The sequence below is a fragment of the Methylocystis sp. L43 genome, from assembly GCF_015709525.1.
GTDB lineage: Bacteria > Pseudomonadota > Alphaproteobacteria > Rhizobiales > Beijerinckiaceae > Methylocystis.
Genome location: NZ_JADNRA010000017.1, coordinates 23908 through 46760, shown reverse-complemented (window position 1 = coordinate 46760; position 22853 = coordinate 23908). Strand labels below are relative to the sequence as shown.

At 60.4% G+C, this 22853-nt stretch carries 20 protein-coding genes and 2 tRNA genes; 18 read left to right on the top strand and 4 right to left on the bottom strand.

The window, feature by feature from the left end:
- Window positions 1–62: 62 nt before the first annotated feature.
- Window positions 63–704, top strand: coding sequence for an invasion associated locus B family protein (locus tag IYX23_RS03000; protein WP_196391999.1), 642 nt, complete (start codon window positions 63–65; stop codon window positions 702–704).
- Window positions 705–707: 3 nt separating this feature from the next.
- Here IYX23_RS03000 and IYX23_RS02995 read toward each other — a convergent pair whose 3' ends face one another.
- Window positions 708–1253, bottom strand: coding sequence for a cupin domain-containing protein (locus tag IYX23_RS02995; RefSeq protein WP_196392000.1), 546 nt, complete (start codon window positions 1251–1253; stop codon window positions 708–710).
- 314 nt (window positions 1254–1567) lie between these two features.
- Between IYX23_RS02995 and IYX23_RS02990 the strand changes: the two genes are divergently transcribed.
- The 16 genes from IYX23_RS02990 to IYX23_RS02915 all read left to right on the top strand — a co-directional run bounded on the left by IYX23_RS02990 (window position 1568) and on the right by IYX23_RS02915 (window position 15366).
- Complete coding sequence (locus tag IYX23_RS02990) at window positions 1568–1732, top strand: hypothetical protein (RefSeq protein ID WP_018408438.1); 165 nt, start codon at window positions 1568–1570, stop codon at window positions 1730–1732.
- A gap of 132 nt (window positions 1733–1864) precedes the next feature.
- Window positions 1865–1939: transfer RNA gene (locus IYX23_RS02985), tRNA-Gly, on the top strand.
- A 44-nt stretch (window positions 1940–1983) separates the two neighbouring features.
- Window positions 1984–2853, top strand: a complete 870-nt coding sequence (locus tag IYX23_RS02980; RefSeq protein WP_196392001.1) for a 4-(cytidine 5'-diphospho)-2-C-methyl-D-erythritol kinase — start codon at window positions 1984–1986, stop codon at window positions 2851–2853.
- Entirely contained in the window at window positions 2850–3662 is an 813-nt protein-coding gene (locus IYX23_RS02975) for an RNA methyltransferase (RefSeq protein WP_196392002.1), read from the top strand. The genes IYX23_RS02980 and IYX23_RS02975 overlap by 4 nt, the downstream gene beginning before the upstream one ends.
- Before the next feature lie 72 nt (window positions 3663–3734).
- A tRNA-Thr gene (locus IYX23_RS02970) sits at window positions 3735–3810 on the top strand.
- Between the two features lie 169 nt (window positions 3811–3979).
- Entirely contained in the window at window positions 3980–5332 is a 1353-nt protein-coding gene (locus tag IYX23_RS02965; RefSeq protein ID WP_196392003.1) for an integrase family protein, read from the top strand.
- Window positions 5329–5979: a hypothetical protein gene (locus IYX23_RS02960; RefSeq protein WP_196392004.1), complete on the top strand. Its 651-nt coding sequence runs from the start codon at window positions 5329–5331 to the stop codon at window positions 5977–5979. The genes IYX23_RS02965 and IYX23_RS02960 overlap by 4 nt, the downstream gene beginning before the upstream one ends.
- A gap of 123 nt (window positions 5980–6102) precedes the next feature.
- A complete protein-coding gene (locus tag IYX23_RS02955; RefSeq protein ID WP_196392005.1) occupies window positions 6103–6318 on the top strand; it encodes a helix-turn-helix domain-containing protein in 216 nt (71 codons plus the stop codon).
- Window positions 6319–6513: 195 nt separating this feature from the next.
- Window positions 6514–10116 (top strand): hypothetical protein, encoded by a 3603-nt coding sequence (locus IYX23_RS02950; RefSeq protein WP_196392006.1) that lies wholly within the window; start codon window positions 6514–6516, stop codon window positions 10114–10116.
- Between the two features lie 123 nt (window positions 10117–10239).
- The gene (locus IYX23_RS02945; RefSeq protein WP_196392007.1) at window positions 10240–10956 is read left to right on the top strand and encodes a hypothetical protein; all 717 of its coding nucleotides are present in this window, start codon (window positions 10240–10242) and stop codon (window positions 10954–10956) included.
- Between the two features lie 258 nt (window positions 10957–11214).
- Window positions 11215–11610, top strand: coding sequence for a hypothetical protein (locus tag IYX23_RS02940; RefSeq protein ID WP_196392008.1), 396 nt, complete (start codon window positions 11215–11217; stop codon window positions 11608–11610).
- The gene (locus tag IYX23_RS02935; RefSeq protein WP_196392009.1) at window positions 11607–11903 is read left to right on the top strand and encodes a hypothetical protein; all 297 of its coding nucleotides are present in this window, start codon (window positions 11607–11609) and stop codon (window positions 11901–11903) included. Before IYX23_RS02940 ends, IYX23_RS02935 begins: the two co-directional genes overlap by 4 nt.
- Window positions 11904–11905: 2 nt before the next feature.
- Window positions 11906–13411 carry a hypothetical protein gene (locus tag IYX23_RS02930; protein ID WP_196392010.1) on the top strand — a complete coding sequence of 502 codons (1506 nt, stop codon included), beginning with the start codon at window positions 11906–11908 and terminating at the stop codon, window positions 13409–13411.
- A gap of 28 nt (window positions 13412–13439) precedes the next feature.
- Window positions 13440–14015 carry a hypothetical protein gene (locus IYX23_RS02925; protein WP_196392011.1) on the top strand — a complete coding sequence of 192 codons (576 nt, stop codon included), beginning with the start codon at window positions 13440–13442 and terminating at the stop codon, window positions 14013–14015.
- Between the two features lie 12 nt (window positions 14016–14027).
- Complete coding sequence (locus IYX23_RS02920) at window positions 14028–14675, top strand: hypothetical protein (RefSeq protein ID WP_196392012.1); 648 nt, start codon at window positions 14028–14030, stop codon at window positions 14673–14675.
- Between the two features lie 397 nt (window positions 14676–15072).
- Entirely contained in the window at window positions 15073–15366 is a 294-nt protein-coding gene (locus tag IYX23_RS02915) for a hypothetical protein (RefSeq protein ID WP_196392013.1), read from the top strand.
- A gap of 463 nt (window positions 15367–15829) precedes the next feature.
- On the opposite strand, the gene IYX23_RS02910 is transcribed toward IYX23_RS02915, so the two are convergent.
- From IYX23_RS02910 to IYX23_RS02900, 3 genes are read right to left on the bottom strand one after another with little or no spacing between them, the layout of a single operon-like run.
- Entirely contained in the window at window positions 15830–17278 is a 1449-nt protein-coding gene (locus tag IYX23_RS02910; RefSeq protein ID WP_196392014.1) for a DUF4365 domain-containing protein, read from the bottom strand.
- A 48-nt stretch (window positions 17279–17326) separates the two neighbouring features.
- Window positions 17327–19243 carry an ATP-dependent helicase gene (locus IYX23_RS02905; protein WP_196392015.1) on the bottom strand — a complete coding sequence of 639 codons (1917 nt, stop codon included), beginning with the start codon at window positions 19241–19243 and terminating at the stop codon, window positions 17327–17329.
- Complete coding sequence (locus IYX23_RS02900; protein ID WP_196392016.1) at window positions 19240–21153, bottom strand: AAA family ATPase; 1914 nt, start codon at window positions 21151–21153, stop codon at window positions 19240–19242. The genes IYX23_RS02905 and IYX23_RS02900 overlap by 4 nt, the downstream gene beginning before the upstream one ends.
- A gap of 792 nt (window positions 21154–21945) precedes the next feature.
- Here IYX23_RS02900 and IYX23_RS02895 point away from each other — a divergent pair.
- On the top strand, window positions 21946–22833 hold the full coding sequence (locus IYX23_RS02895) for a hypothetical protein (RefSeq protein WP_196392017.1): 888 nt from the start codon (window positions 21946–21948) through the stop codon (window positions 22831–22833).
- Window positions 22834–22853: the final 20 nt, after the last annotated feature.

Here is a 22853-nt window from a genome sequence, read left to right as displayed (position 1 = left end):
AGGGGGAGCGAGAAAGCTGCGGCTCTTGTTTGCGCCCACTCTCGCCGGTAAAATCTGAGCCTATGCTTAGAGATTCTCGCACGCGCTCCCGTCTTCTCGTCGCTGTCGCCGCCATCGGACTGGCGATCGCCTTCGCTTTTAATGCTGCCGAAGCGAAGCCCAAGCCGGGCGCTGAAGACGCCCCAGCCGAGGATGCAAACGCCAAAAAGAAAAAGCCGGCGAAAAACGAGAAAGCCGAGAAACCGGCGGACAAAGGCTCCGACAAGCCTGAGCAACTCGGCAACTATGGGGAATGGGGCGCCTACGCCGCTCAGAGCGGCCGCAACAGGACCTGCTATGCGCTCGGACAGCCCAAGGAACGGACGCCCAAAGCGAAGCTCAAAGACGCCTCCGCCTACATCTTTATCTCGACGCGACCGGCGGAAAATATCCACAATGAGGTCGCGATCAATCTGGGCTATGCGACGAAGGACGGCTCCGCCGCTGTCGCCGATATCGACGGCGACAGCTACGAACTGATCACCAAGGGAACGAACGCCTGGGTGAAGGATCAGTCGCGGGAGAAAGAATTCGTCGGCGCCATGCGCGGCGGCGCCAAGCTCATCGTGAAGGCCGCTTCGTCGAAAGGGACAAGCACCACCGACAGCTATTCGCTCAAGGGATTGTCGGACGCGCTCGCCCGCGCCGTGCAGGAGTGCAAGTAGATCCTACCGCCGGCCCGTCGGTATCGAAACGTTGTTGACCGACGCCGCGATTGAGCGGATTTCGGACGCCACGCCAGGATATTTCGACGCCAGTTGATCGAGATCGCCGATTTCGACGTCCTGCGGCGTGACGCCCGGCCATTCGGTGCTGGCGCCAAAAAACCAGCGTCCGCCGCCCAGAAGCCGCGCGGTGTGAAAAGTGTCGCCGGGAATAAGCAGCTGAACCCTTTGGCCGGCGCGCAGATCCGGTCCGACCACCACGCGCTCGGTTGAACCGTCGCCATGCAGCATGAACAGCTCCAGCGGATCGCCGAGGTAATAATGATAGAGCTGATCGTTGCGAATCCGGTGCAGCCGAACCGGCGCGTGCGGCGTCACCAAAAAGTAGAGCGCTGAACCCACCGGCCCGCTGCGCGCGAAGGGCGGCGGCAAGGCGTCCGCGCCGAAGGACAGCTTGCTCGTATAGGTGATGCGGACGAAGCCGCACGTCGCATTGGGCTCGAGCGCGAGCAGATCGACAATCTCTTCATGGCTCAGAGCTTCGGACATGGCGGCCCCTTCGGCTTGTACGAATGGCGATGTCGGAGAATTCGATAGCATGGAGGCAAACCGAACCGCAGGCCATCCGCCCATCGGGAGACGCTAGGTCCAGCAAGTATAAGTTCCATGATACCAAGTATTTTACCAACGGAAATACTGTCTGTGGTCCTTGTTTCCGTGGACCGTTTCCGCAGACTACGCCCCAGCCATGGCAGTCCCCCTGTAGCTGTCCTGGTGGACGGCGGCGGTTTTCATCGCTGCATCATCCGCCGCCGTCCCTGTCCTTCCGGCGAAAGCCGGACAACATAAAATGGGAGAGGCAAATGGCCGTTAATGTTCACGACGGCGAAGTCGGCAAGATCCTCGTGTATCTGATCGGCTTCACCGCTTTCGTCATCGTCGCTCTTACCTGGGTTCCGCATTGGATCTCGCCGGACAGCGCGAATATCACGGTGGAAACCGGCAACACGGCGCGCATGATCCAGTGACGTCGCGACGCTCCGGAAGCCGTCCCTTCCGGAGCGTCGACGCAGGCGCGTCGCGCCAGTTGCAAAGCAAATTCGTTTCCGGCATAACGACGCCGCGACGGTTCGGCGACTTGCTTTGCCGGCGCGACGGATGCGGGTGTAGCTCAGGGGTAGAGCACAACCTTGCCAAGGTTGGGGTCGAGGGTTCGAATCCCTTCGCCCGCTCCAATTCAACGCTCCGCAAATCCCCCACTTGCGGAGACCGGGGTCAGATGCTGACGACGCGCGCCCCCGCGAAAATCAATCTTACGCTTCACGTGCTCGGCCGTCGGGAAGACGGCTACCATGCGCTCGAAAGCCTCGTGGCCTTTTCCGGCGCGGGGGACACATTGTCCTTCACGCCGGACGACGACGCGCTGTCGCTCGATATTTCGGGACCGACCTCCTCGGCCGCCGGCGCCGGCGCCGACAATCTCGTGCTGCGCGCCGCGCGGCGGCTCGCCGAAGAGATAAAGGGGCTGCGGCTCGGCCGGTTTCGACTCGACAAGCGCCTGCCTGTCGCAGCGGGCATCGGCGGCGGCTCGTCGGACGCCGCCGCGGCGCTGCGCCTTTTAGCCAAGGCGAATCATCTCGCGCCGGACGACCCGCGCCTCATCGAGGTCGCGCGCGCGGTTGGCTCGGACGTGCCGGTCTGCCTCGACCCACGGGCGCGCATGATGCGCGGCGCCGGAGAGACGCTTGGCGAACCGATTCGCCTGCCGCTCCTGCCGGCCGTGCTGCTCAACCCCGGGGCGCCGGTCGCTACGGGACCCGTCTTCGCCGCGCTTGGATTGCAACCGGGCGCGTTGCGGGACGGCGCCGCGCATGGCGACATCGCCGCACGACCAGGCGCGGACGAACTCCTTGCGGCGCTGGCGAGGGGGCGCAACGACCTCGAAGACGCCGCCTGTCTGCAGGCGCCGGTGATCGTCGACGCGCTCGCCATGTTGCGCGGCGCCCGGGGCTGCAGGCTCGCGCGCATGTCCGGCTCGGGCGCGACATGCTTCGCGCTGTTTTCGACGCAGCGCGAGGCTGTGCGCGCCGCCAGCGTCATTCGCGCCCAGCATCCGGGATGGTGGGTCAAGACGGCCGTGCTGAGATGACCCGCCAGCCGCCGCCGAAGGACCGCAGCGGGCATGAGTGGAGCCGCCGCGCGCCGGTTGCACAGGGCGAGACGCGCAGCCCGTTCCGCTCCGCCTCGCCCGACCTCGTCACGCTTTACGGCGCTCATGCCGTGCGCGCCGCGCTGACGGCGCGCAAGCGCAAGCTGCTGACGCTTTATACGACCGACACCGCGCTGCCGCGCATCAACGAGCTTGCGCAGGCGGCGGGACTCGAGCCGCGCCTCGTCGATTCGCGCGATCTCGAACGGCGGCTCGGTCCAGAGGCCGTGCATCAGGGCCTGCTGCTCGAAGCGCGTCCGCTGCCGGAGGCGGATATTTCCGACATCGTCAGCGTCAGCGGCGTGGTGCTCGCGCTCGACCAGATCACCGATCCGCACAACGTCGGCGCGATCCTGCGCACGGCCTGCGCCTTTAACGTTGACGCGGTGATCGTCACGGAGCGGCATAGTCCGGAATTTTCCGGCGTCCTCGCCAAAGCGGCCTCGGGCGCGCTGGAGTTCGTCACGATCGTCTCCGTGGTCAATCTCGCGCGCGCGCTCGACGACCTCGCCGCGCGCGGCTATACGCGCATCGGACTGGACTCGGACGGCGCCGAATCGCTTTCGACCACTCCGCTGTCGAAGCCGCTGGCGCTCACGCTTGGCGCCGAGGGCAAGGGATTGCGCCGCCTCACGCGCGAACGCTGCGACGCCGTGGCGCGGCTCGATCTTCCCGGGCCGATCAAGAGCCTCAATGTGTCGAACGCCTGCGCCGCCGCGTTGAGCGTTGTGACCACCCGGCTTGGATAAAACCCGGGATTGACCTCTCCACCGGCTTGGACGCATAGAGAAGCCGCGCGATGCGCCTCGATGACGCCACGGGCCGGTTTAGCTCAGCTGGTAGAGCAACTGATTTGTAATCAGTAGGTCAGGGGTTCGAATCCTCTAACCGGCACCAACCTAATCCCCCGGAAAACCAGCCGTTTCCACTTATATAAGCTGAACTTACGTCAAGCCGTGTCCCGCCGCAGCTTGCTTTCATCCGTCCGCGATCTTACGTATTAGTTCGCTGAGACACGCCGCCGTCCCCGGTATTTGTGTCTCGCAGCGTGTCGCGGACGAGGACGATGGCGAAGACGATAGAGAAGCTTCCGAAGACCGATCAGGGTCTCCAAGCATGGCTGCAAAACCGGAAGCCGCCGGCAGAGCGCGAATGGTTAGCGCTCGGGCACGGGCTGACGGTGTGCATCGCGCCGAGCGGCGACAAGACCTTTCAGGCTCGACTTCGTCGCATCGGCGACAAGAACGCCCGTCGGATCACGATCGGGCATTTTCCCGAGACCAGCGTAGCCGAGGCGCGCCAGAAGCTTTTGGCCGCCCGCGCCGCCGTGAAGTCGGGCCGTGACCCGGCGCTCGACCGGCGGCGCGCCCGTGAAGGGATCGAGACCGTCGCCACCTTCGGCCGGCTCCTCGATCTCTATCTCATCGAACGCGCCGAGAAAGGCCACCAAAGGGGCAGCCGGAAGGGCAAACCACTCGCCGCGAAAACGATGCTCATGCAGAAGCGCGCCGTCGCCATGTTGCGTAAAGCGCTCGGCGATCGATTGCTCGACGACATCAAACCGCTCGACGTGTCCACCGTTATCGATCGCGAGGAGAAGCGATTGCGCAAGGCGGGCAGGACTGGACGCGCCGCCAATATCGCTCTCGGCGTCGCTCGGCAGGCTTTCAAATTTGCCCGCCAGAAGGGCCACCTGCGACAAAACCCCGCCGCCGATCTCGACCGGCCGGCGAGCGAAATTGCACGCGCCCGCATCCTCTATGACAGCGTCGTATTGAAGCCGTCGCCCGACGAGCACGGAGTCGTGACTGGCGACGAGGGCGAGATTGGACGCCTCGCCGAGGCGCTGGCCGATCTCGACACGCCCGGTCCCGATCGCGGCACAAGGGCGGCGCTCTTGTTGGCCTTGCTGCTCGGCATGCGCGCCAACGAGGTTGCGTCGCTGCAATGGAGCGCCGTCCACCTCGACGACAGCACGCCGGCGTTAACCGTCGTGCGGGCCAAGACCGCAGCGGGCGTTCGCACCCTGCCCTTGCCGCGTCAAGCCGCCGACCTGTTGCGGGCGCTGAAAATGGAGACGCCGAAGAAGACCGGCTTCGTCTTCCCCGCCCGTAACGAAGGCGGCCGGGCCGAGCATTTGCATCCCGAATCCTTGTCGCGCGCCTTCTCGCGCCTGTGTGACCGGCTCGATATCAAGGAAGCCGTCCTTCACGATCTCAGGCGCACGGCTCTAAGCGCCATCGTCGAACTGAAGGGCGATACGGTGCTCGCCGAACGCATCGCCGGGCACAAGGGCACGACGACGTTGTCGAAGCATTATGATCAGTCGACGCGACTGACGCCGATGCTCGACGCGTTGACGCAATGGGCCGATGCGATCGACGCCGCCCGCGCCCGTGCAAAGGAATCGTCGACATGACGACGCGCACGGCGAAAGGGACTCCCACGCTCGTCGAACTCATCGCCAAGCGCCTACCGCCAAGCGACGTCGTCGATCGCTTGCTGAGTGATCCGCGCATGAACGCCGCATGGCGCGAGCTGTTGCGGCAACGCGCCAATGACAAGCTTGTCGACGCGCATCTTATTTGGTTAGAGCGCGATACGCCGCTCGGCCTCACGCGCGACGATCTCTCCAAACATTCGCGGGCGGAATGTGCGGCGGCGGCGTTATTCGTCAATGCCGTCGCTGCGCTCACCAAGTCGCCTTCATTGAAGACGCGCGCCGAGCACGACGCAAAGGCCAGCAAGCTTGCCGAAGCCGCCGCGCTGTGTCGAGAGCAGCGCCAACACGCTGCCGGCGACTTGAAGCAGGCGCTCGCCATCGTCGCCGACCACTTCAACTTTCAGGCCGAGCTGATTGAAGCGAATGGCGACGACCCGCACATTATTGAGCGACGTGTCGGCGACGACGCGACGCGCGTGCAGGCGCGAATGGTCGCGGCTTGGAGTTTTGCGTTTTACGGACGACGTAATCTTGGGACAGTCGCGACAATTTCGTCGGTCGCGACCGCCACCGAAACCAGCAAGCAACAAGTCGTCAAATGGACCGCTAGACCGTCCCATTAAGCCACTCCCTTAAGGGAACCGTCCCATTAAGAAATTTCTTACGGGAACTGTTGCGGCTGCTTCATATGCGCCATCTTCTGGCCAACGCCCACGACGAACCGGGCGCGTCCAGGAGATTACGCGATGGGTAATGACGATCCGATCGCCTATTCGCCGCTCGCAGCGGCGCAGAAGCTCGGCGTTGGAAGAACGCGGCTGTTCGAGGCCATCAAGGCCGGCGAACTGCACGCGAAAAAATTCGGCCGCAAAACGCTTATCCTCGATTCCGATCTTCGCCGCTACGCATCAAACTTGCCGTCCGCCGTAAACGCACTTCGGCGCGGCGCTGAGCGACGCTGACCTAAACGAGCTTTGGTTCATCGCAGAGACGGCAACGGCGGTCACGACGGCCAAGGAAATGAGCCCGAAAGACGCTTTTGAGTCTGCCCTGCGTGCTTGGCGCGGCTCGGCGCACACGGCGTCGCATCTGTAAAAAATAGAGGCCGCCGGCCTTGCGGAGCCGGCGGCCTCAATATGTGCTCACGAGTTGCGTTCATGAAGCGTTCGAAGAATACCACGACTCCCGCGCCCGCGACAACCGCGCCGCCAGTAAAACGGTCGACGCTCGGCAACCTTAAGACCGACGATCCGCACGCGCTGACGCTCGTCGTGGCGACGGACGGAAAGCTCTTGACGAAGGTCGTCTTCGCAGACGGCAGCGAACGCGATTACGACAAGGCGTATGAAATCATCATGACGCCGTGCGACGTCTCGACGACGGCGAAGATCGTCGCGCTGGCGCAAGAGCTGGCGACGCATCCCGACAAATGCATCACCTACGGACAGATCGCGGAGGGCGTCAGGTTAGATTGGAGCGTGCGACGGCTGCAAAAAGCGCGGCCCGGCGACCCGGCGACACTCTTGGAAACGCCGCGCTACGTTTTCCTGCTCGATCTCGACCTGCATGACGTCGCGCTTCCAGATGGATTCGACTTGCACGACCTGCATGCGGCGGCGGCGCTGGCGCGCGCGCAATTGCCGGCCGAGTTTAGCGACGTCGAAATGGTTTTCGTTGCGTCGTCCGGCTATCTGCGCAAACCCGGATTGCGGTTTCGTGCATGGGTGCGCCTGTCGCGAGCGCTGACGCCGAGCCAATTCCGCAGATGGATGCATGCGACAAAACCTGCCGGCCGCAAAAAACCGCACGTCGATACGACGCCATGCTCAGCGAACGGCTGCAATTATACGGCGAGCCCGGTCTTCGAAGAGCTGTCGATGGACCCACTGCCGAACGGCCGCATCGTCGTGTTGCCCGGCAACAAGCCGACCGTCGATGCGCCGGACGACAGTTTCTTCGAGCCTGCCAAAAAGCCGGCGCGTCAAACGAGACTTGCGACGCAACCGAAGGCGCACACGGCCGGGACGAAGAAGGCCGAGAAGGCCCCGCCGGCCAAAAGCGAGAAGGCCCCCAAACAGCAAGCGCCGGCCCCAGCGAAGAAGGAAGAGCCCGCCGCAGCTACGCCCGATCTCGACGAAACGTATAAGCATCTGTGGGATGACGATGCAGCTATCGAAGCGGCGCGCGAATATCTCGCGAGCACGCCGGGCGGCGTGCAGGGCGAGGGACGCCACGACGCGGCGGTCGTCGTGTTCATGAAGCTGCTCGACGTCGGAGTGACGCCGGAGAAGGCCGGCGATCTCATGTTTGAAATCTGGTCGCCGAAATGCAAGCCGCCCTATGTCGACCGCGAGGAGTTGGAGCAAGAGATTGTCGGCCTCGAATTCTCGCGCGAAAGCCCGATCGGCTATGCGCATCCGAATGCGAACGCAGGACAGTCAGTCGGCCCGTCGATCGAACATGCGACTCCCATCGAAGTTGAATTCGTTTCGCTGGAGGAAGGCCAGACGCGGCTGGCCCAAAGCGTGCAATCAACGATCATCGATTTTCTGGACTGGAATCCCGAACGGGACGAACCGCCGCCGGCAGTGGGCGTGCGCGCGACAGTCGCCATCGGCAAGACTGAAATCGGGCTGCGCGCGATTTTCGGTGCGCTGTTTCTTATTCGCAGACGGCGCGGCAAACGCGGCCGTCGTGTCATAACGCTCGGCGTTCCGACGCATCGTCTTGGCGAAGAACTCGTAAGGCGCTTCAACGATATCGTCAGAAAAAAAGTCGAGTCGATTCAACAGCGGGCGCGCGACGCCGGCATGTCGCCGCTCGCGATCGAACGCCTCGTCCGACAGGCGGGGAGTTTGCGGGCGGCGGCATGGCGGGGGCGAGAGGCCGAAGCGCCGGACGGTTCGGGGAAGATGTGCAGGAACCTCGACGTCGTGCGGGAGGCGCAGAAACAGCAACAAGACATCGAAGGAAAGGTTTGCAAGCGCTGCGAATTTCGCGACACATGCGCCTATCGCCAGCAATATCGCAAACGCGCCGACCTTTGGCTCGTTTCGCATCAAGCCTTGTTTGGCAGTCAGCCAAAACCGTTTCCCGCCGCCGGAGTCGAATTTGTCGTTGTCGATGAATCAATCGAAAGAGCCGGCCTGCGCGGACTCGGCGCGAACGAGCAAATCATCGTGCAGCTCGCCGAACTCGCGCCGCACGCGACGCCGCTGCCGTGGAAAATGGGGAGTGCGAACGCCAGACGGCTTGAAACGCTGCGCGCTTCGCTGAGCCGAGCGCTCGACCGCGCGCGCCAGCGGAAGGATTTTGGCCGTCTGCGAGCGGCGGCGCTGACAGGCTACGAGATCACGGCGGATGACGCTCTATGGGCGGCGCGCGCTGAACAGCGACGGATTTATAGGGGCGACGATTCGTTTTTGCTGAAGCAAAACCTGTCCGTTGCGCCAATGACGCGCATGTGGAAAGCCATCGCCGATTTGTTGCGGGAAGACGGACCGAAGATTTCTGGACGTTTGGAATTGCGCATCATGCACGAGGGCGGCAGAAAAGTTTGTGAACTGCGCGTCACCGACTATGACGAAATCCATCCCGACTTTCGCAAACCGACGTTGCTGATCGATGCGAATTTTGATGCGGCGCGTGTCAAACCGCTGTTTCCGAACATCGTCGAACTTGATGCAATCGACGTCGATGCGCCGAACGTTCGGGTTTTGCAATCGTTCGGGAGATCAAGCGCAAAAGCGATGCTATTGCCGCAACCGCCGGCAGACCCGAAAGCCGGCTTTACCGAAGAGGAAATCGCAAAAAATCTGACGCGCGAGAACAATCGAAAGGCGTTGCGAACAAACATCATCAATCTGGCGCGTCGCAGCGGCCGGACGCTGATTATCACCTACAAGGAACTTGTCGAACTGCTCGATCTGCCGTCGCCGATCGAAACGGCGAATTTCAACGCGATCGCCGGCCGCGACAAATGGGGCGACTTCGATCTTCTCGTCATTATCGGACGGCCATTGCCGCCGCCGGAAGCCGTTGAATCGATCGCCGGGGCGATCACGGGCCGAGCGCCGATTGAAGCCGATCGCTGGTATGAGCAGGAACCGGCCGAGCAGCTTGTGCGGCTGCCGAACGGTGAGGGATTCGGCGTCATCAATATCGAGGGGGACCGTCACCCGGACAAAAACGCCGAAGCGCATCGGGCGCGCATCTGCGAAGGGGAGATCGTCCAAGCCGTTGGCAGGCTGCGGCCGATTCTTCGGACGGGCGACCGGGCGGCGACAGTTTTGATCCTGAACGAAACGCCGCTGCCGGAGCTTGCGCTTGACGGTTGGTTTGACGGGAACGCCTTCTATCGGGCCGAACCTCTCGACCGCATGTTCGCGGAAGGCGGAATCGCTTTTGAGAGCGCGGCAGACGCGTTCAGGGCATACCCGAGCTTATGGCGAAGCCAAGGAGCTGCGCTCAAAGCTTTGCAGCGCTCAGGAACAAGTGGACATTTCCGTTATAAGGAGCCCGATACTCAAGCTTCTCTATCTTCTTGTATAGCGGAAATGTCCACTTGTTCTTTCCGCTACCAACTGGCTGCACCTAAGCAACGCATCAAGCGGGGTTCAGCCGATCTCTCCGTCGTTTCCGATCCGAGAGCCAAGCTTGAAAGTCTGCTCGGCCCGTTGTCCTTTTTTCGAAAGAGACACGCCCGAAAAACCGATCGTCCCCTTCGCCGATCTGCCGGCCGTTATCGAGCTGACGCTTGAAAGAGCCCGCATTGCGCGCAGATGGATTGAGCCGCCCGAGGACGATCGATTGGCGGCCTAACGGCCGATGGGGCAGACGAGCGAAGAGGCCGGCTGTTCCGGTAAACAGCAAGGAGATTCATTATGAAACGTACAGCTCTGGCGCTTACGCTATCTGTTGCTTTCCTTAGCGAAGCGTTTGGAGGAGTAGATGCAAGTCAACCTCCTCCTGTTCCCGATGATTATAAAGACGAGTTCCCGGAATTCGAAACGCAGATGCTTTGTCGGGCCGATTTAAATCACACTAATTTCCATACCAGCGTGGCAGCGATGAACTATTGCTTGGATCAAGTTGATAGCCGACGCTCAAGTGCACGATTTCTGTGGAACAGCGTGTCTAGGCAGGCGCGCTATATCGCTTATATGTCTTCCGTGCAGGCTTATAACCACGGCAAGATTTACAAGTATCAGGTTTATGATTGGCTGTATTATCGGTTAGGTGAGGCAGATAGCTTGGTCAAGGCTTGGGAGAGTACGCAAAAAGCGCCCAGGCGTCGACTACGGAAAACCGGGCCAAAAGTAACCGGGAGCAAGGGCGAAACAGGCAGCATCGCCCAGCTTTTTCTCCGCCCAGCGCCGCCACCTCGAAAACCCTTGGGTCGCCTCGAAGCCTCGAAGCCTCAAATGTCCTGGGCTAGAAGCGGACTGGTCGGGATTTTTCTCCGCCCAGACCCTCAAAAGCGCCAACCTCAACGCCACGAAAATCGCTGTGCAACTGCTCCATCAGCATTCCGTCGCCGCCATCGAACGCCAGCAATTCCGGGCTTCCCACAATCTCTAGGCGTTCCGCGCGAGGGATGAGGCACTGTGAGGGACACAAGCCGCGCCGCCGGACGTCTCAAAATCCTGGGTCTGGCGGTCAATGTTAATACCATTCACATCGCGTAACGCCCGCACTACGTATGATAAATGAGCACGAACAGCGCACCGAACGGACTTTTGAAGGCCGCCGCTAGAAGCCGCGTCACGAATGCACGCCTACGAGGCGGGCCTGTGACAGTCGGCTCGCTCTTCATCGCAGCGGACGGTAGGTCGCCTTGGGCTAGACGTTACCGTGACATGGTCGGGATGCTCGCCAATGAGGCCGGCGGCCTCGAAAACCTCACCGAATTGCGCCTGAGCTTAATCAGGCGCTGTGCAGCTCTGATCCTAGAATGCGAGAAGATGGAGGTTCAGCTCGCGAACGGCGAAGAGATCGACGTCGATTTGCTCGCGAGATTGAGTAGCCACGTTCGGAGGATATCCGAGACGATAGGCTTAGACCGAGCCGTGCGCGACGTTACGCCCACACTCGCCGACATCGTCGCCGGCTATGCCGCCAAAGCTGCAGCGAGCGCCGCCACAGCGTCGAAGCCGCCGGAAGGCCCTCCCGTAGCGACAAACGGCGCTTCGCGCGCCCATCCCGCCCCGCAGCCGCGTTCTGACGCCCTTGCCGGCGAGGAGACGCCAGAATGACGGCCGCCCTCCCACATACCGGCGAAGCTCTCGGCGACGCTTTCGTTCAATGGTCGAACGACGACCTCGCCCGCGCGGCCGCCATCTTCGCCAACTCGCGCGATGAGGCCCGCTTGGCCACGGCCCGCTGCGCTGAATGGTTAAGCTGCCCCCGCGGAGTCTGGCGCGAACCCCCCGCCCGTGAGGCCCTGCGCCGGCGCATGACGGCCCGCGTTCGAGCGCGCATCGCCTACCGCTGGCTCACGACGCAAGCGATCGGAGACTGGCGGCCGTCCGACATGCGAGGCCATTGACGATGAAGCCGCTCGTCTCACTTCGCCAAGCCCTCGAAGACCCGAGCCTGCTCGGCGGCGTCATGGGCGGCCCGACTCGTGAGGCGATGCGTGCGCTTCTTCTCGCCAGCCAAGGCGAACCTTTGACGGCCAGCGAAATGACGCATTGGCGCACGCTCACTGGTCGCGAGGTCTCGCCCGGCATACGCTGCGAGGAAGCACACGTCTTCGCCGGCCGCCGCTCCGGCAAGAGTTCCGGCCTCGCCGCGCTGATCACCTATGCGGCCTGCTTGTGCGATTACTCCGACCGCTTGTCTCCCGGCGAGACAGGCGTCGCGTTGCTGATCGCCGAGAATATGAAGCAGGCGAGAATCATGCTGCGCTACATCGAAGGCGCAATCGATCAATCGCCAGCGCTGCGCAAGATGATCGTCGGTCGCACGCAGCTCAGTCTGTCACTATCGAACGCCGTCGAGATCGAAGTGCGTCCTGCCGATTTTAGAGGATTGCGCGGGCCGTCTTACATCATCGTCTGCGCAGACGAGATCAATTTCTGGCGCTCGGAAGATAGCGCCAACCCGGACTTCGAAATCATCGACGCCATTCGTCCCGGCACCGTGACGACACAGGGCCAGCTCTACACGATTGGCTCGCCCTATCGCAAAGCCGGTTTCGGCTATTCAATGTTTGCGAAGCACTACGGCGACAAAGGCGACGCGCAGATCATCGTCGCCAAGGGCGCGACGCGGCAGTTCAACGAGACGGTGCCGCAGAAAACTATCGACCGCGCCGTCGAACGTGATCCCCAATCGGCGCAAGCAGAGTGGTATGGCGATTTCAGAAATGATATCGACGCGTTCCTTCCGCGAGAAGTCGTCGAAGCGTGCGTCATTCCCAACCGCTTCGAAATCCCGCCCATGTCGGGCGTGCGATATTTAGCGTTCGCCGACCCCTCTGGAGGGTCGAGCGACGACATGACGCTCGCGATCTGTCATCGCGAAAACAATATCGTCATCGTCGATTGCATCCGCGCCGCTAAACCGCCGTTCTCACCCGACCAAGTCTGCGCCGACTTCGCGGAGACGTTGAAGTCTTACGGGCTGCATTCCGTGCGCGGCGACAAGTATGCCGGCGAATGGCCGACCGACCGTTTTAAGAGCTACGGCATCAAATACGAGAGCGCCGAGAAGCCGAAGGTCGAAATCTACAAGGACTCAATTCCGCTCTACAACGGCCAGCGTTGCGAATTGCTCGACCATCCGAAACTCGTGAACCAGCTCATTAGTTTGGAACGTCGAACGACGCGCGGCGGTCGTGACTCAATCGATCATCCGCCGGGCGGTCATGATGACGTCGCCAACGCCGTTTGCGGCGCGTTGCTGCTGGCCGCCGCCGGCAAGCGCGCCTTCCGCCCAACGCAACGAATGATCGAACTGGCGGGGCAGCCGTCGCCTTACGTCAGGCAACGGCTCGGCGAGCGACACGACAATCGCCCGAGGCGCAACGGCGTCCCGATCGTCCCGATGTGATGCAACTCAAAACAGAAGGAATAGTCCAATGATCCGCAACACGAAAACCGAAAAGGCCCATCGCGCTTTGCGTCAGTTTCTCACGCCGAAACTGCGACCGGGCTTCGCTCTTGACTGCACGCCGTTTTTCATCGGCTGCGATGACGGAAACATCGCCGACCGTCTCGATGATGTTGTCGGCGCTGTCTGTCGCGCAACATCGGGCGACCTCACTTGTGACGTCGCCGTTCCTGAACTGAAGAGAAAAATGAAGAACGCTGTCGAAGAAGACGGCACGAAAAACGAAACGTCGAACGGCGTCGATCAGAGCGTCGTCGATCGCGTTATGGCGCTTCTCGAAATGAAATTGCTGCCGACCGAATTGGCGGCGGTCAAACAAATTCTGACGCAGCCGTCGAAAAAGCAACGCGCCGCGTCGAACAGCCCCGAAGATATCGGCGAAGACGCGAAGAACGCGAAGATCGCTTATGCCGCGCGTTTCCCGTCCGCTGCGAGAATCAAAATCGAGCCGGTTTGCACGCCGGAGCCGCAGCGCCAAGTAACGCCGGATATTGATGGCTACGCCCGGCGCTTTCCCGGCGCGATGCGCATCCGGCAAGCCTAAAGAGGGCACACAATGTCAGCATCAGTCGAACGCCAATGCCTGCGACAAGAAATTGAGTCGCAGACCTTCGCAGAGCGCGCGCTGGACGAGGCGAAACGTGCCGCGCACCACGCGGAAACAAAATGGTCCGACGCCGCCGGCAAGGTCGGCGCGCTCGAACGCGCGATTGAGGAAGCCGAACAAGATGCGCCGGGTTCGACGGACGCATTCATCGCCAGCCTTGCCGGCGGGCTCGACGTCATCACGGAAAGCCCTGTCGACGAACTGCGCAAGCAGCTCGACGAAGCGGAAGTCGAGATCGCTGTTTGGCGCGCCGCCCGCAAAAGCGCCGAAGAGGCGATCGAAGCGCGTTTGATCGCGCTCGATATGTCAAAGCATCGTGTCGCGGACGCTGCGCGCCGAGTCGCCGCCGCTGAGATTGACGTTACGCCGATGCTCGCGCGCGCCGAAACTGCACGACAAGCCGTGCTTTCCGAGTCGGCGACCTTGATTGCGGTCGCGCACATGTTGCCTCATGCAAGCCTAGGTCGACAGGCGATCGAATCCTTTCTGCAACAGCCGTGGTGCTCGCCAAACTCGATTGAACGTGCGCCCGGCGGCGAGCGTCATCGTGAATGGTTCAGCGCGTTATGCGGCGACGCCGACGCGAAGATGAGTTGATGGTTTCTTTCTCGCGGCTCCTCATCGCGGGAAAGAAAACGTCGCCGCCGCCGCCCCCATGCCCGGCGACGACCAGTCCGCTCCGGGGCGTTCGAGGCGCGGCGTCTCGGGGCGGGCGCAATTCGAAGTTTCCGCGCGCGGTGGGCGTCTCGCCCTGCACGCGGACCGCTCGGCGCTTGTGGAGCAGGCTCGCCGGGCAAAGCCGGGATCGGGGTGTCAGGCTTCCACCCCGATCCCGGCGACATTGAAGGGAGTTTCCGCGCGGTTTGACCTCCGTCTTCCTGCGCGGAACGTCCGGCGGTCGTTCGTCCCTCCGCCGGACGAAAAGGGTCGGGACCGGCAGGCGTGTCATCAACCGCGCCGCTGGTCCCGGTCCGATTTCGTAAGGAGCAGGAGAATGAACGCCGTCGCGATTGAACGTCGCATCATCTTGCGAGAGGCGGAAGATCTGGGCGTCCATCCGCCGCTTTTGTGGGGGCGCTTCGCCGGGCCGGAATTGATATACGCCTTTGGCTTGATGGCCTCCGGCAAGACGCGCTGTTGGTCGCGCGAGCCACGGGAAGACGCCGAAGCGTTCGGATTGGAGGATCGTGCGCGATCTTCAAGAAGCGCATTGCACGGGCGGCGCGAGCTGTGTGGTCCTGAGCGGCTGACCGTGCCGCGAACGATCCTGCGTTGCAGAGGCGGCTAACGAAAGCCCTTCAGGGCTTCAACGGGCTCAGCTTCACGGCTACCGACGACGGTGGCGAGACGTGAAGCCCGACAGCTTACTCAGACCAATCGGCCATTATGAGACAAGGCGGCGATCATGCGCGATGCGCATCGGCAGCGCCGGCAGATGATGCAGCATGGCTGGCGTGGAGCCGCTGCGCAACGTCTGCCCGGAAGAGTCCGCGCGCCTCGCTGATCGATTTGCGATTCTAGAGAACTGAACTACACCTCGGTCAATCTCATGGACGCGCCAATGCCAGAGTCGCGGCGGACCGACCACTAATGTCTCAGTTTGACCCAAAGCGAGCCCTGGAGCGTCCGCTTCCGGATATGTTGATTGCCCCGACCCGAGCGACCGCTGGGTCCATTTCCGGACAGGCCGTTTTAGGAACCAATCGGGAGACAGCTGCCATCCGTCGCGGCAATCAGCAAGATCTCTCCAGCTAAATTGGAGGCTTAAGCCCCATTCCTAAGGGCCCTCGGGCAAGCTTGCGGCGGGCTAGGCCAGGAGTTCTGGCCAGTCTTTCCCCGCTGGCGAGAACTTCAATAGGGAAAGCCATCTCCGGCGGCTCCGTGACCGTTGCCGAACCCGGCATGATCGCCATCATCTCGTCATGAAGCCCTGCCCAATCGGTGACCGACTTTCCGCGCAGTTCCTTGGTCGGCATCTCGCTCGGGTTAGGGTTCCAACTTTCCAGCCAGCAGATAAGCGGGCTGAGCGGTATGTCGAGATAGCGGAACAGGAGATTGTCCTTGTCGACGTCATCGAACCGATTAGCGATGTACTCGCGCAGCTCGTGATAATGGACCGTCTGGTCGACGACCTCTACTGGCTGCTCCTCCGGTGATGAGCGACAGATGTGCGTTAGTTCGTAATAGTCGAGATAGGGATTGAAGCGGATCGCGAGGACATCGGTGAACGGACCGAAATTTGCGCGACCGCCCACTTGTTCGAAGCTCGAATAGACTTCGATTTGCACATGTGGACGCGCCGTAAGGCTGAGAAACTGGTTGTCATGGACATTCTCGCGCCCTGTGGACCGGAGATATTTGACGAACCGTCGTCCGTTTGTGGTGAGGACGGCGATGAAGGCGGGGTATTCGAGCTTGGCGTATAGCGAATTGTTGATGTCGGCACTGTCGATCAGCGCGAGATGATGCCTGGTCAGGAGACTGAAATAGCGAGAAAAGAATGGGTAGAGGACAGCCCGGTCGAAGGTGTACGTGATAGGAACCGCACCCTCTCGGTCCCGAACTGACTTGCGGATGATGTCCGCGAGAAGGCTCGAATGAAACTGCAGCTTGCTGCAAAGACCCCATAGACCCTCGACAAAGAGATCTAGGGCGCTGACGCTCACCGTTCCGCCACCGCTGCCATCTGTGTGCACCAGCGTCTCAAGTTCGTGGCGCAACTGCGCATACTGGTCGTCGCTGTACACGACCAAGTCGAACCGTCCGTGAAGATAGGTTTCGAACGCGGCGTCGACCTGGTTGTTCTTCGAAAATTCTATGTAGCTAGCGCCCAACGGATCGTCGCCGCGGCACTCGACATGGTGGGTGATGTCCACCCAATAAACGCGGTCTTCACCGGGATGGTGTACGAATAGGATGAGCGGGATCGACAGCTCGCGCCAGTAGGCGAGGTCATTACTGTCTGGATAGAATCTGAAGGAGGTCGATGTCTCCGACCGGATGTAACTCATGCCCGACTTGATCTGGGCACCGACGAGCTTTCCCGTCGGGAATTCGCCGAGCGCGATCTCGATCGTCCCGTCAACCCCGACATCCTCCTCCAGCAGATTGCGCCAGATAAGGTCAAGCCGGTTACAAGCCTGTTCGACGGCAATGACGCCGGCTCGACTCTGTCGCGCATTTCTCACTCGCTTCTTCATATCCCCGACGTCAATCGATAACGCAGAAAAAACTCCACAATTGAAAGCTCACCCGGCCGGCGTAACGGGAAGATCAACACCCATTTCGCGCAGGAAACGTGAAGGCTGTTTTCCCCAACCTCGATAACTGTCTGCATAGGACAGGCAAAGCCATTCGCGCGCGCGGGTGATGGCCACGAAGCAGTTTCTCCGCTCCTCCTCCATCTCCGGGCTGTTCTCTCCAGCTTTGAGACTCTGGAAACTCGGAAGAATGTCCTCTGCGAGACCCACCACATAGACGTGATCGAATTCCTTTCCCTTGGCACCATGAATGGTCATAAGCGTAACCGTATTCTTTCCGACAGGAGCTTCTTTAGAACGAATTGCCAGTTCCTGCAGGAACTGCTCGAGCGGTGCATCGCGGCCGAGGGTCTTTCCGATGCTTCTTACCAAATCGGACCAGGCCGCACGATCTTCAGCAATGTCGCTGGATTCGTCATCTTGTGCGGGAATTCTTGTGAGGACCGCTTCAATAAACGACCTAAATCGTGTGGGCTCCTTTGCGAACTTTGCGGCGAGGTCCACCAGGGCAATCGCGCCCGGGTTTTCGCTCAAGGCCGCTTTCACCGCGACGGCCCATTCATCGAGCAAGGATCGTTCGGTGAGTTCAGTAGCGGTGATGATAAGATCAACCCGCGTATCGGTGCCGAACCAGCGATTAAACGCGCCCGTTAGGATTTCGAGCGCGCGGCGATCGAGAGGCCGGAGAGCCTGACGCAAGACGGCGGCAAGCCACAAGAACTGAGGCGACCTGAAATCGTCGCGGCGTTGGGAGATCACCGCGCTGACCTGCTTTCGGGTCAGAGCGGCTTGCAGCTTTTCGAGCAGGTAGCGTGTACGTGCCAGGACAGTTACTTCGCCCCACCGGGCACGATCGATTTTAGAAATGCCCTCCGCGATCGACGCCGCTTCCACCTCATCGGTGGAATAGCGTAGGACACGGATGTGCTGCTCATTAGGATATCGTAGCGAGGTCTTGCCCGCCTCCAGCGGCTGCTTGGCGGTGGTGCGCTGAATGTTATGTACTACAAGGTGGTTAGCCGCCGCGACGATTGCTGGTGGGCAACGATAGTTTGTGGGAAGCTGTAGCTCCTGGGGGCTAAAATCGGCTCGAAACCGCTGGATCTGCTGATAACTTGCGCCGTTCCACTGATAGATGATCTGGTCGTCGTCAGCGACCGCGAAAACATTCTTGAAATCTTCACCCGCCAGCGCGCGGATCAGCTGGTATTGCCCGTCGGTGGTGTCCTGGAATTCGTCGAACATCCAATAAGCGTAGGTCTTGCGATAACGTACGGCGATCCCGTGAAAGCTCGTGACGAGGCGATGGGCCTGGGCAATGAGCGAACCGAAATCCAGGGCATTGGCCCGCGTAAGGGCGTCCTCGTAAGCGGTATAAACCTGCTCGACGCGCTTTCCATCGGACGGGTCACGGAAATATCGCGCCGACCCTGATGGCTGGACGAGTCGGGACTTGAGTTTGTCGATAGTCGAGAGGAGACGAATATCGTCGGCTGCCAAACCCGCCTGTTTGATCGCATCTCGCAGGATTTCCTGACGGTCGACATCGAGGGAATAGATCGCGAAGTCTGGATTGATACCGATGTGCGAGCCGTGTTGTTGCAGCATCTGCATGCAGAAAGAATGAAAGGTTCCGACCAACGCGCGCCGTTCCTGTTCGGGCACGAGTGCGGTGACGCGGCCTGACATCTCGTCGGCGGCCTTGTTGGTGAAGGTCAGGGCGAGAACGCGAAACGAGCGGTCCGGGGTGTCGGCGAGCAGCTTGGCAACCCGAGTGGTCAGCACACGAGTCTTGCCGGAGCCGGGGCCTGCCAACACAAACATCGGTCCGTCGCGCCAAGCGACGGCGACAGCCTGTGCCTCCGTCAATTCGGACATGGCAACGCTGAGGGCGGAATCGGTCATGTTAGGCCTCTCAGAGACAGGATAGCGTTGCGGAAAGGTGCCGACATGCGTTGGGCCAGCACAGGATTCTCTGCGCACTGTTTTGCGAGTACGGCAGCATAGCCAATCTTGTCATTCTCAAGCGTCGCAATCAGCGTTGCGTCATCGAAGCTTGCTGCCGCTGCGTTGCCGAAAGAAATCAGGATCGCTTTAAGTTCAGGCTGCAGCCCATCCGCGACCAGTTGCTGTTCGAGATGGCCTGCTGGCAACGAGTAAGTGCGCCGCGCAATCTCGTCGGCGGAAAAACTTCGTGCCGCAATTCTAGCGATATAGTCGAGCCCAGCGGCATCACCATCAACGACGGCCAGCCATGGATAACCCAGCGCCCTCGCGAGAACAGCGAAGATTTCCGGACTGCCGTTGTTCTGGAAATCAATGACTGAAACACCGTGTTCGTCGAGATCATAACCCAAGCCCTTGGCAATCCCGTGAACCAGATGATAGTCGGAAGGCCCTTCTACCAGCAGCCATCGGCACGCGAAAAAAATTTCGCCGCGGATACGTCGGGCGAATGTCTCCAGTTGCTCTAATTCAGCGTCTGAAATGAATTCCTGCGACGTATCAAAAGCCTTACGGAGAGCAGCATGGATAGCCTGCCTGTCGGGCCGATCCCCATAAGCAACTAGAAGCTGGCGGTATTGCTTTTGCGGCAAGGAACCGGAAAGCACCAGTTCATTGAGGCCTCGGTCATAGGTGATCAGGCCAGCAGAGGCTGCGACGATGGCATCAAGTTGAGGAATATAAGGAACCGGCGCGCGAAACTGGCGCGGCAGCGAGCCGACCGTCGTACCGTCTTTCCCGACCCGCACGACGCGAATATCGCGGAAAGGAACGTGCTGAAGGAAATAAGGCGAATGCGTCGTGACGATCTTTTGGCCTGGAAGCTCACTGATATGACGCCAGAGGCTGCGTGCTGCTTGGGGATGGAGATGCGTCTCAGGCTCTTCCAGAGCGAGAACGGCCGAACTTTCGGGCCGATATAGATCTTTGAGGATCAACTCGACGAAGGCCTTGAACAGGAACATTATCGAGAGGCTCTGGACGCCTTGTCCATGCCGCGCCAGTGGCAACCAGGGCTTGTCACCCTCTGTCTGGTAGATGACCTCGGCTTTCGAGAGGATATCCCAAGTGTTGAGCGGCAACAGACGTAAGTCAGCTTCGCCGGGGACGTCGGCCGCCGCGACACGGCTAATGTGCGATAGGCCGGTCGCAAGATTGGCGAGAAGCGGATCGGCACCGAGAAGGCGGCGGTTCAGCAGATCGAATATGCGCTTTGACTTTTGCTCCAGAGGCTCGGGGATTTGGACCGTCCTGAGCAGTTTGCCCCAAAACTGGCTTCGCGACGAAAACTCATCTGCGACATCACGAAGTGCTTCCAGATAGAAGACGGGGAGGAACTGGAAAAACTCCTGGAGATTCACCGCGCGGGCACCACGACCAGCGAGAGGGTTCCTGTCGACGTTCAGGAACTCCCATCGAGGAACGAAACTCTCCTCAGCTGCGTCCCATGAGCAACTGACGCGCATGATGATGGAGGCTCGGCCGGACATTGGGTCGAGCTGGATGATATCTTCCAACTCTCCATGCAGATCCTCGGGCCACTCGTTGGCGGCTTCTTCCTGAAGCTCGACTTCAATGACTACCGGATCGCCGACTTTGGGATCGGGCCTACCGTCACATAGGTGAACGTCGTATTCTGTAAATCCGGTGCCCCGCTGCCCCCATCTTCGGGTTAGTGCGATACGGATCGCCTCTAGGATCGCCGACTTGCCAGCATTGTTGGTGCCAATCAGAATTGTAACGGGACCGAGATCTATGTCCGCCTGTCGAATGGAACGAAAATTTGCAATCTTTAAACGTTTTAATTGCATCCCGTGCTGCTCCCGTGTGTCGACTGCACGATATCTCCTGTCGCGCAGTTGGGAATAGGATCCTGCCGCGTGCCGCGATTTCGATCTCTGTTCTAAACTGAAAAATGAATGGCAGTTTTTAGGCTGGGATCCAAGGTACCCGGCGACCGAAATGGAGGCGCGAAGCCGAAGGTCTGCTTTCCGGTGAGGAACCAAGGTCCGAAAATGGCGCTAAGCAGACTCCGACGCGCCAAGTCGTTCAGGCTCGATTATTGACGGATCATCATCGCCGACGCCCGAGCGGTTGACGCGCGGCGACACGATCCACTCCTGCAAGGAGTCCTCGGGCGGCGCGCGCAGCAACGAACCGTGGTTGTCGCCGGCTATCCAAGCGTCCGCGTCGCGCCAATCGAGAGAAGACGAATTGGCGGGTAGTTTCTCAGCTTGAATTTGGCGGTCTTGACGCGCGCTTGCGTCTAGCCCAACCTCCTTGCTTCGCTTAGCGAAAGCGCAGAGGATAATGGCGACAGCTGATGAATTCCGATCTGAATTGCATTCACGCTTTCGGACCGCGGAATCGGTTGGACAAAGCGAAATCGATGTCTTGGCGCGTGATCTGCACGACGCCGTTCAGCGAACCAACCCAACGCGGACCCAACGTTATCCCAACTGCTGTAGCGTGATGCGGCAAGAGCAACGAGTTGGGATCGACAATACTATTTCGAAGAAAGCAAGCGACGGCCCAAACTTCGGCATACGCTACCGCTTGCCGAGATAAGGAATCATGCAGATATCGATCCTATCGGAGCACTAATGTCCTTCACAAAAGATAAAATCAAACCGCGAAAACGTGAACGTGTGATCGACTTGGTCAAAGCTGCCGGTGTCGATGTCGCCGACTGGTCAAACTACGATGGTCCTCCAGCCGCAAACCCAAAGTATTGCTATGATTGGTCTTTCGTTCAACCTGGTCATGTCGTTGTTCTTAACCTTTGGTTTGACGATATAACAGAAGACAATGGTGATCTAATCCTAAGACTAAACCTTCGCACACGAGCGGCGTCCTTAAAGGCTGCCGGAGGCAAGGATGTTTGGATCAGGCGAAACCTGAAAATGGATGCCGCAGCTCATCTCGCTTACGCGGAAGAACTTCCGGTTCGCGTGATCGTTCTCGACGGAGAGAGAGGAGCGGAGTCGAACGTGAGCAACCGCTTGCTAGATGAAGTCGGATGGGCGGTAACAGCATATAACAGCAAGACTGGCGATTTTGTTTTGACTCGGGGCGTGTCCCCAGTCCCGATTGAGGGAGGGTTAGAGGACCCCGAACTCGCCGGCTTTGAAGGCGAGTTGCGACGAAAATTCATCCTCCATCGGCATCGAGAAGCCAAGCTAAGAAAGGAGAAAATCGAGGAGGCGCTGAAAGCCAACGGGGGACATTTAATTTGTGAAGTTCCGGGATGCGACTTTGATTTCCTTGAGCGTTACGGCGAACTTGGCCGGGGGTTCGCCCATGTCCACCATCTCTTGGAGCTAAGCCTTTTGGCGAGAACAGGCCAGACAGTGACCCTGAAGGACTTGGCCGTCGTTTGCGCGAACTGCCATGCAATGATTCATGTTGGAGGCGAGTGTCGGGAACTAAGCGACTTAATTCCCCATTCCTCTCCCACTTCAATGAGGAAACCCGGTTGTCACCGCTCGTAACGCTCGCGAGCGGAGATGAT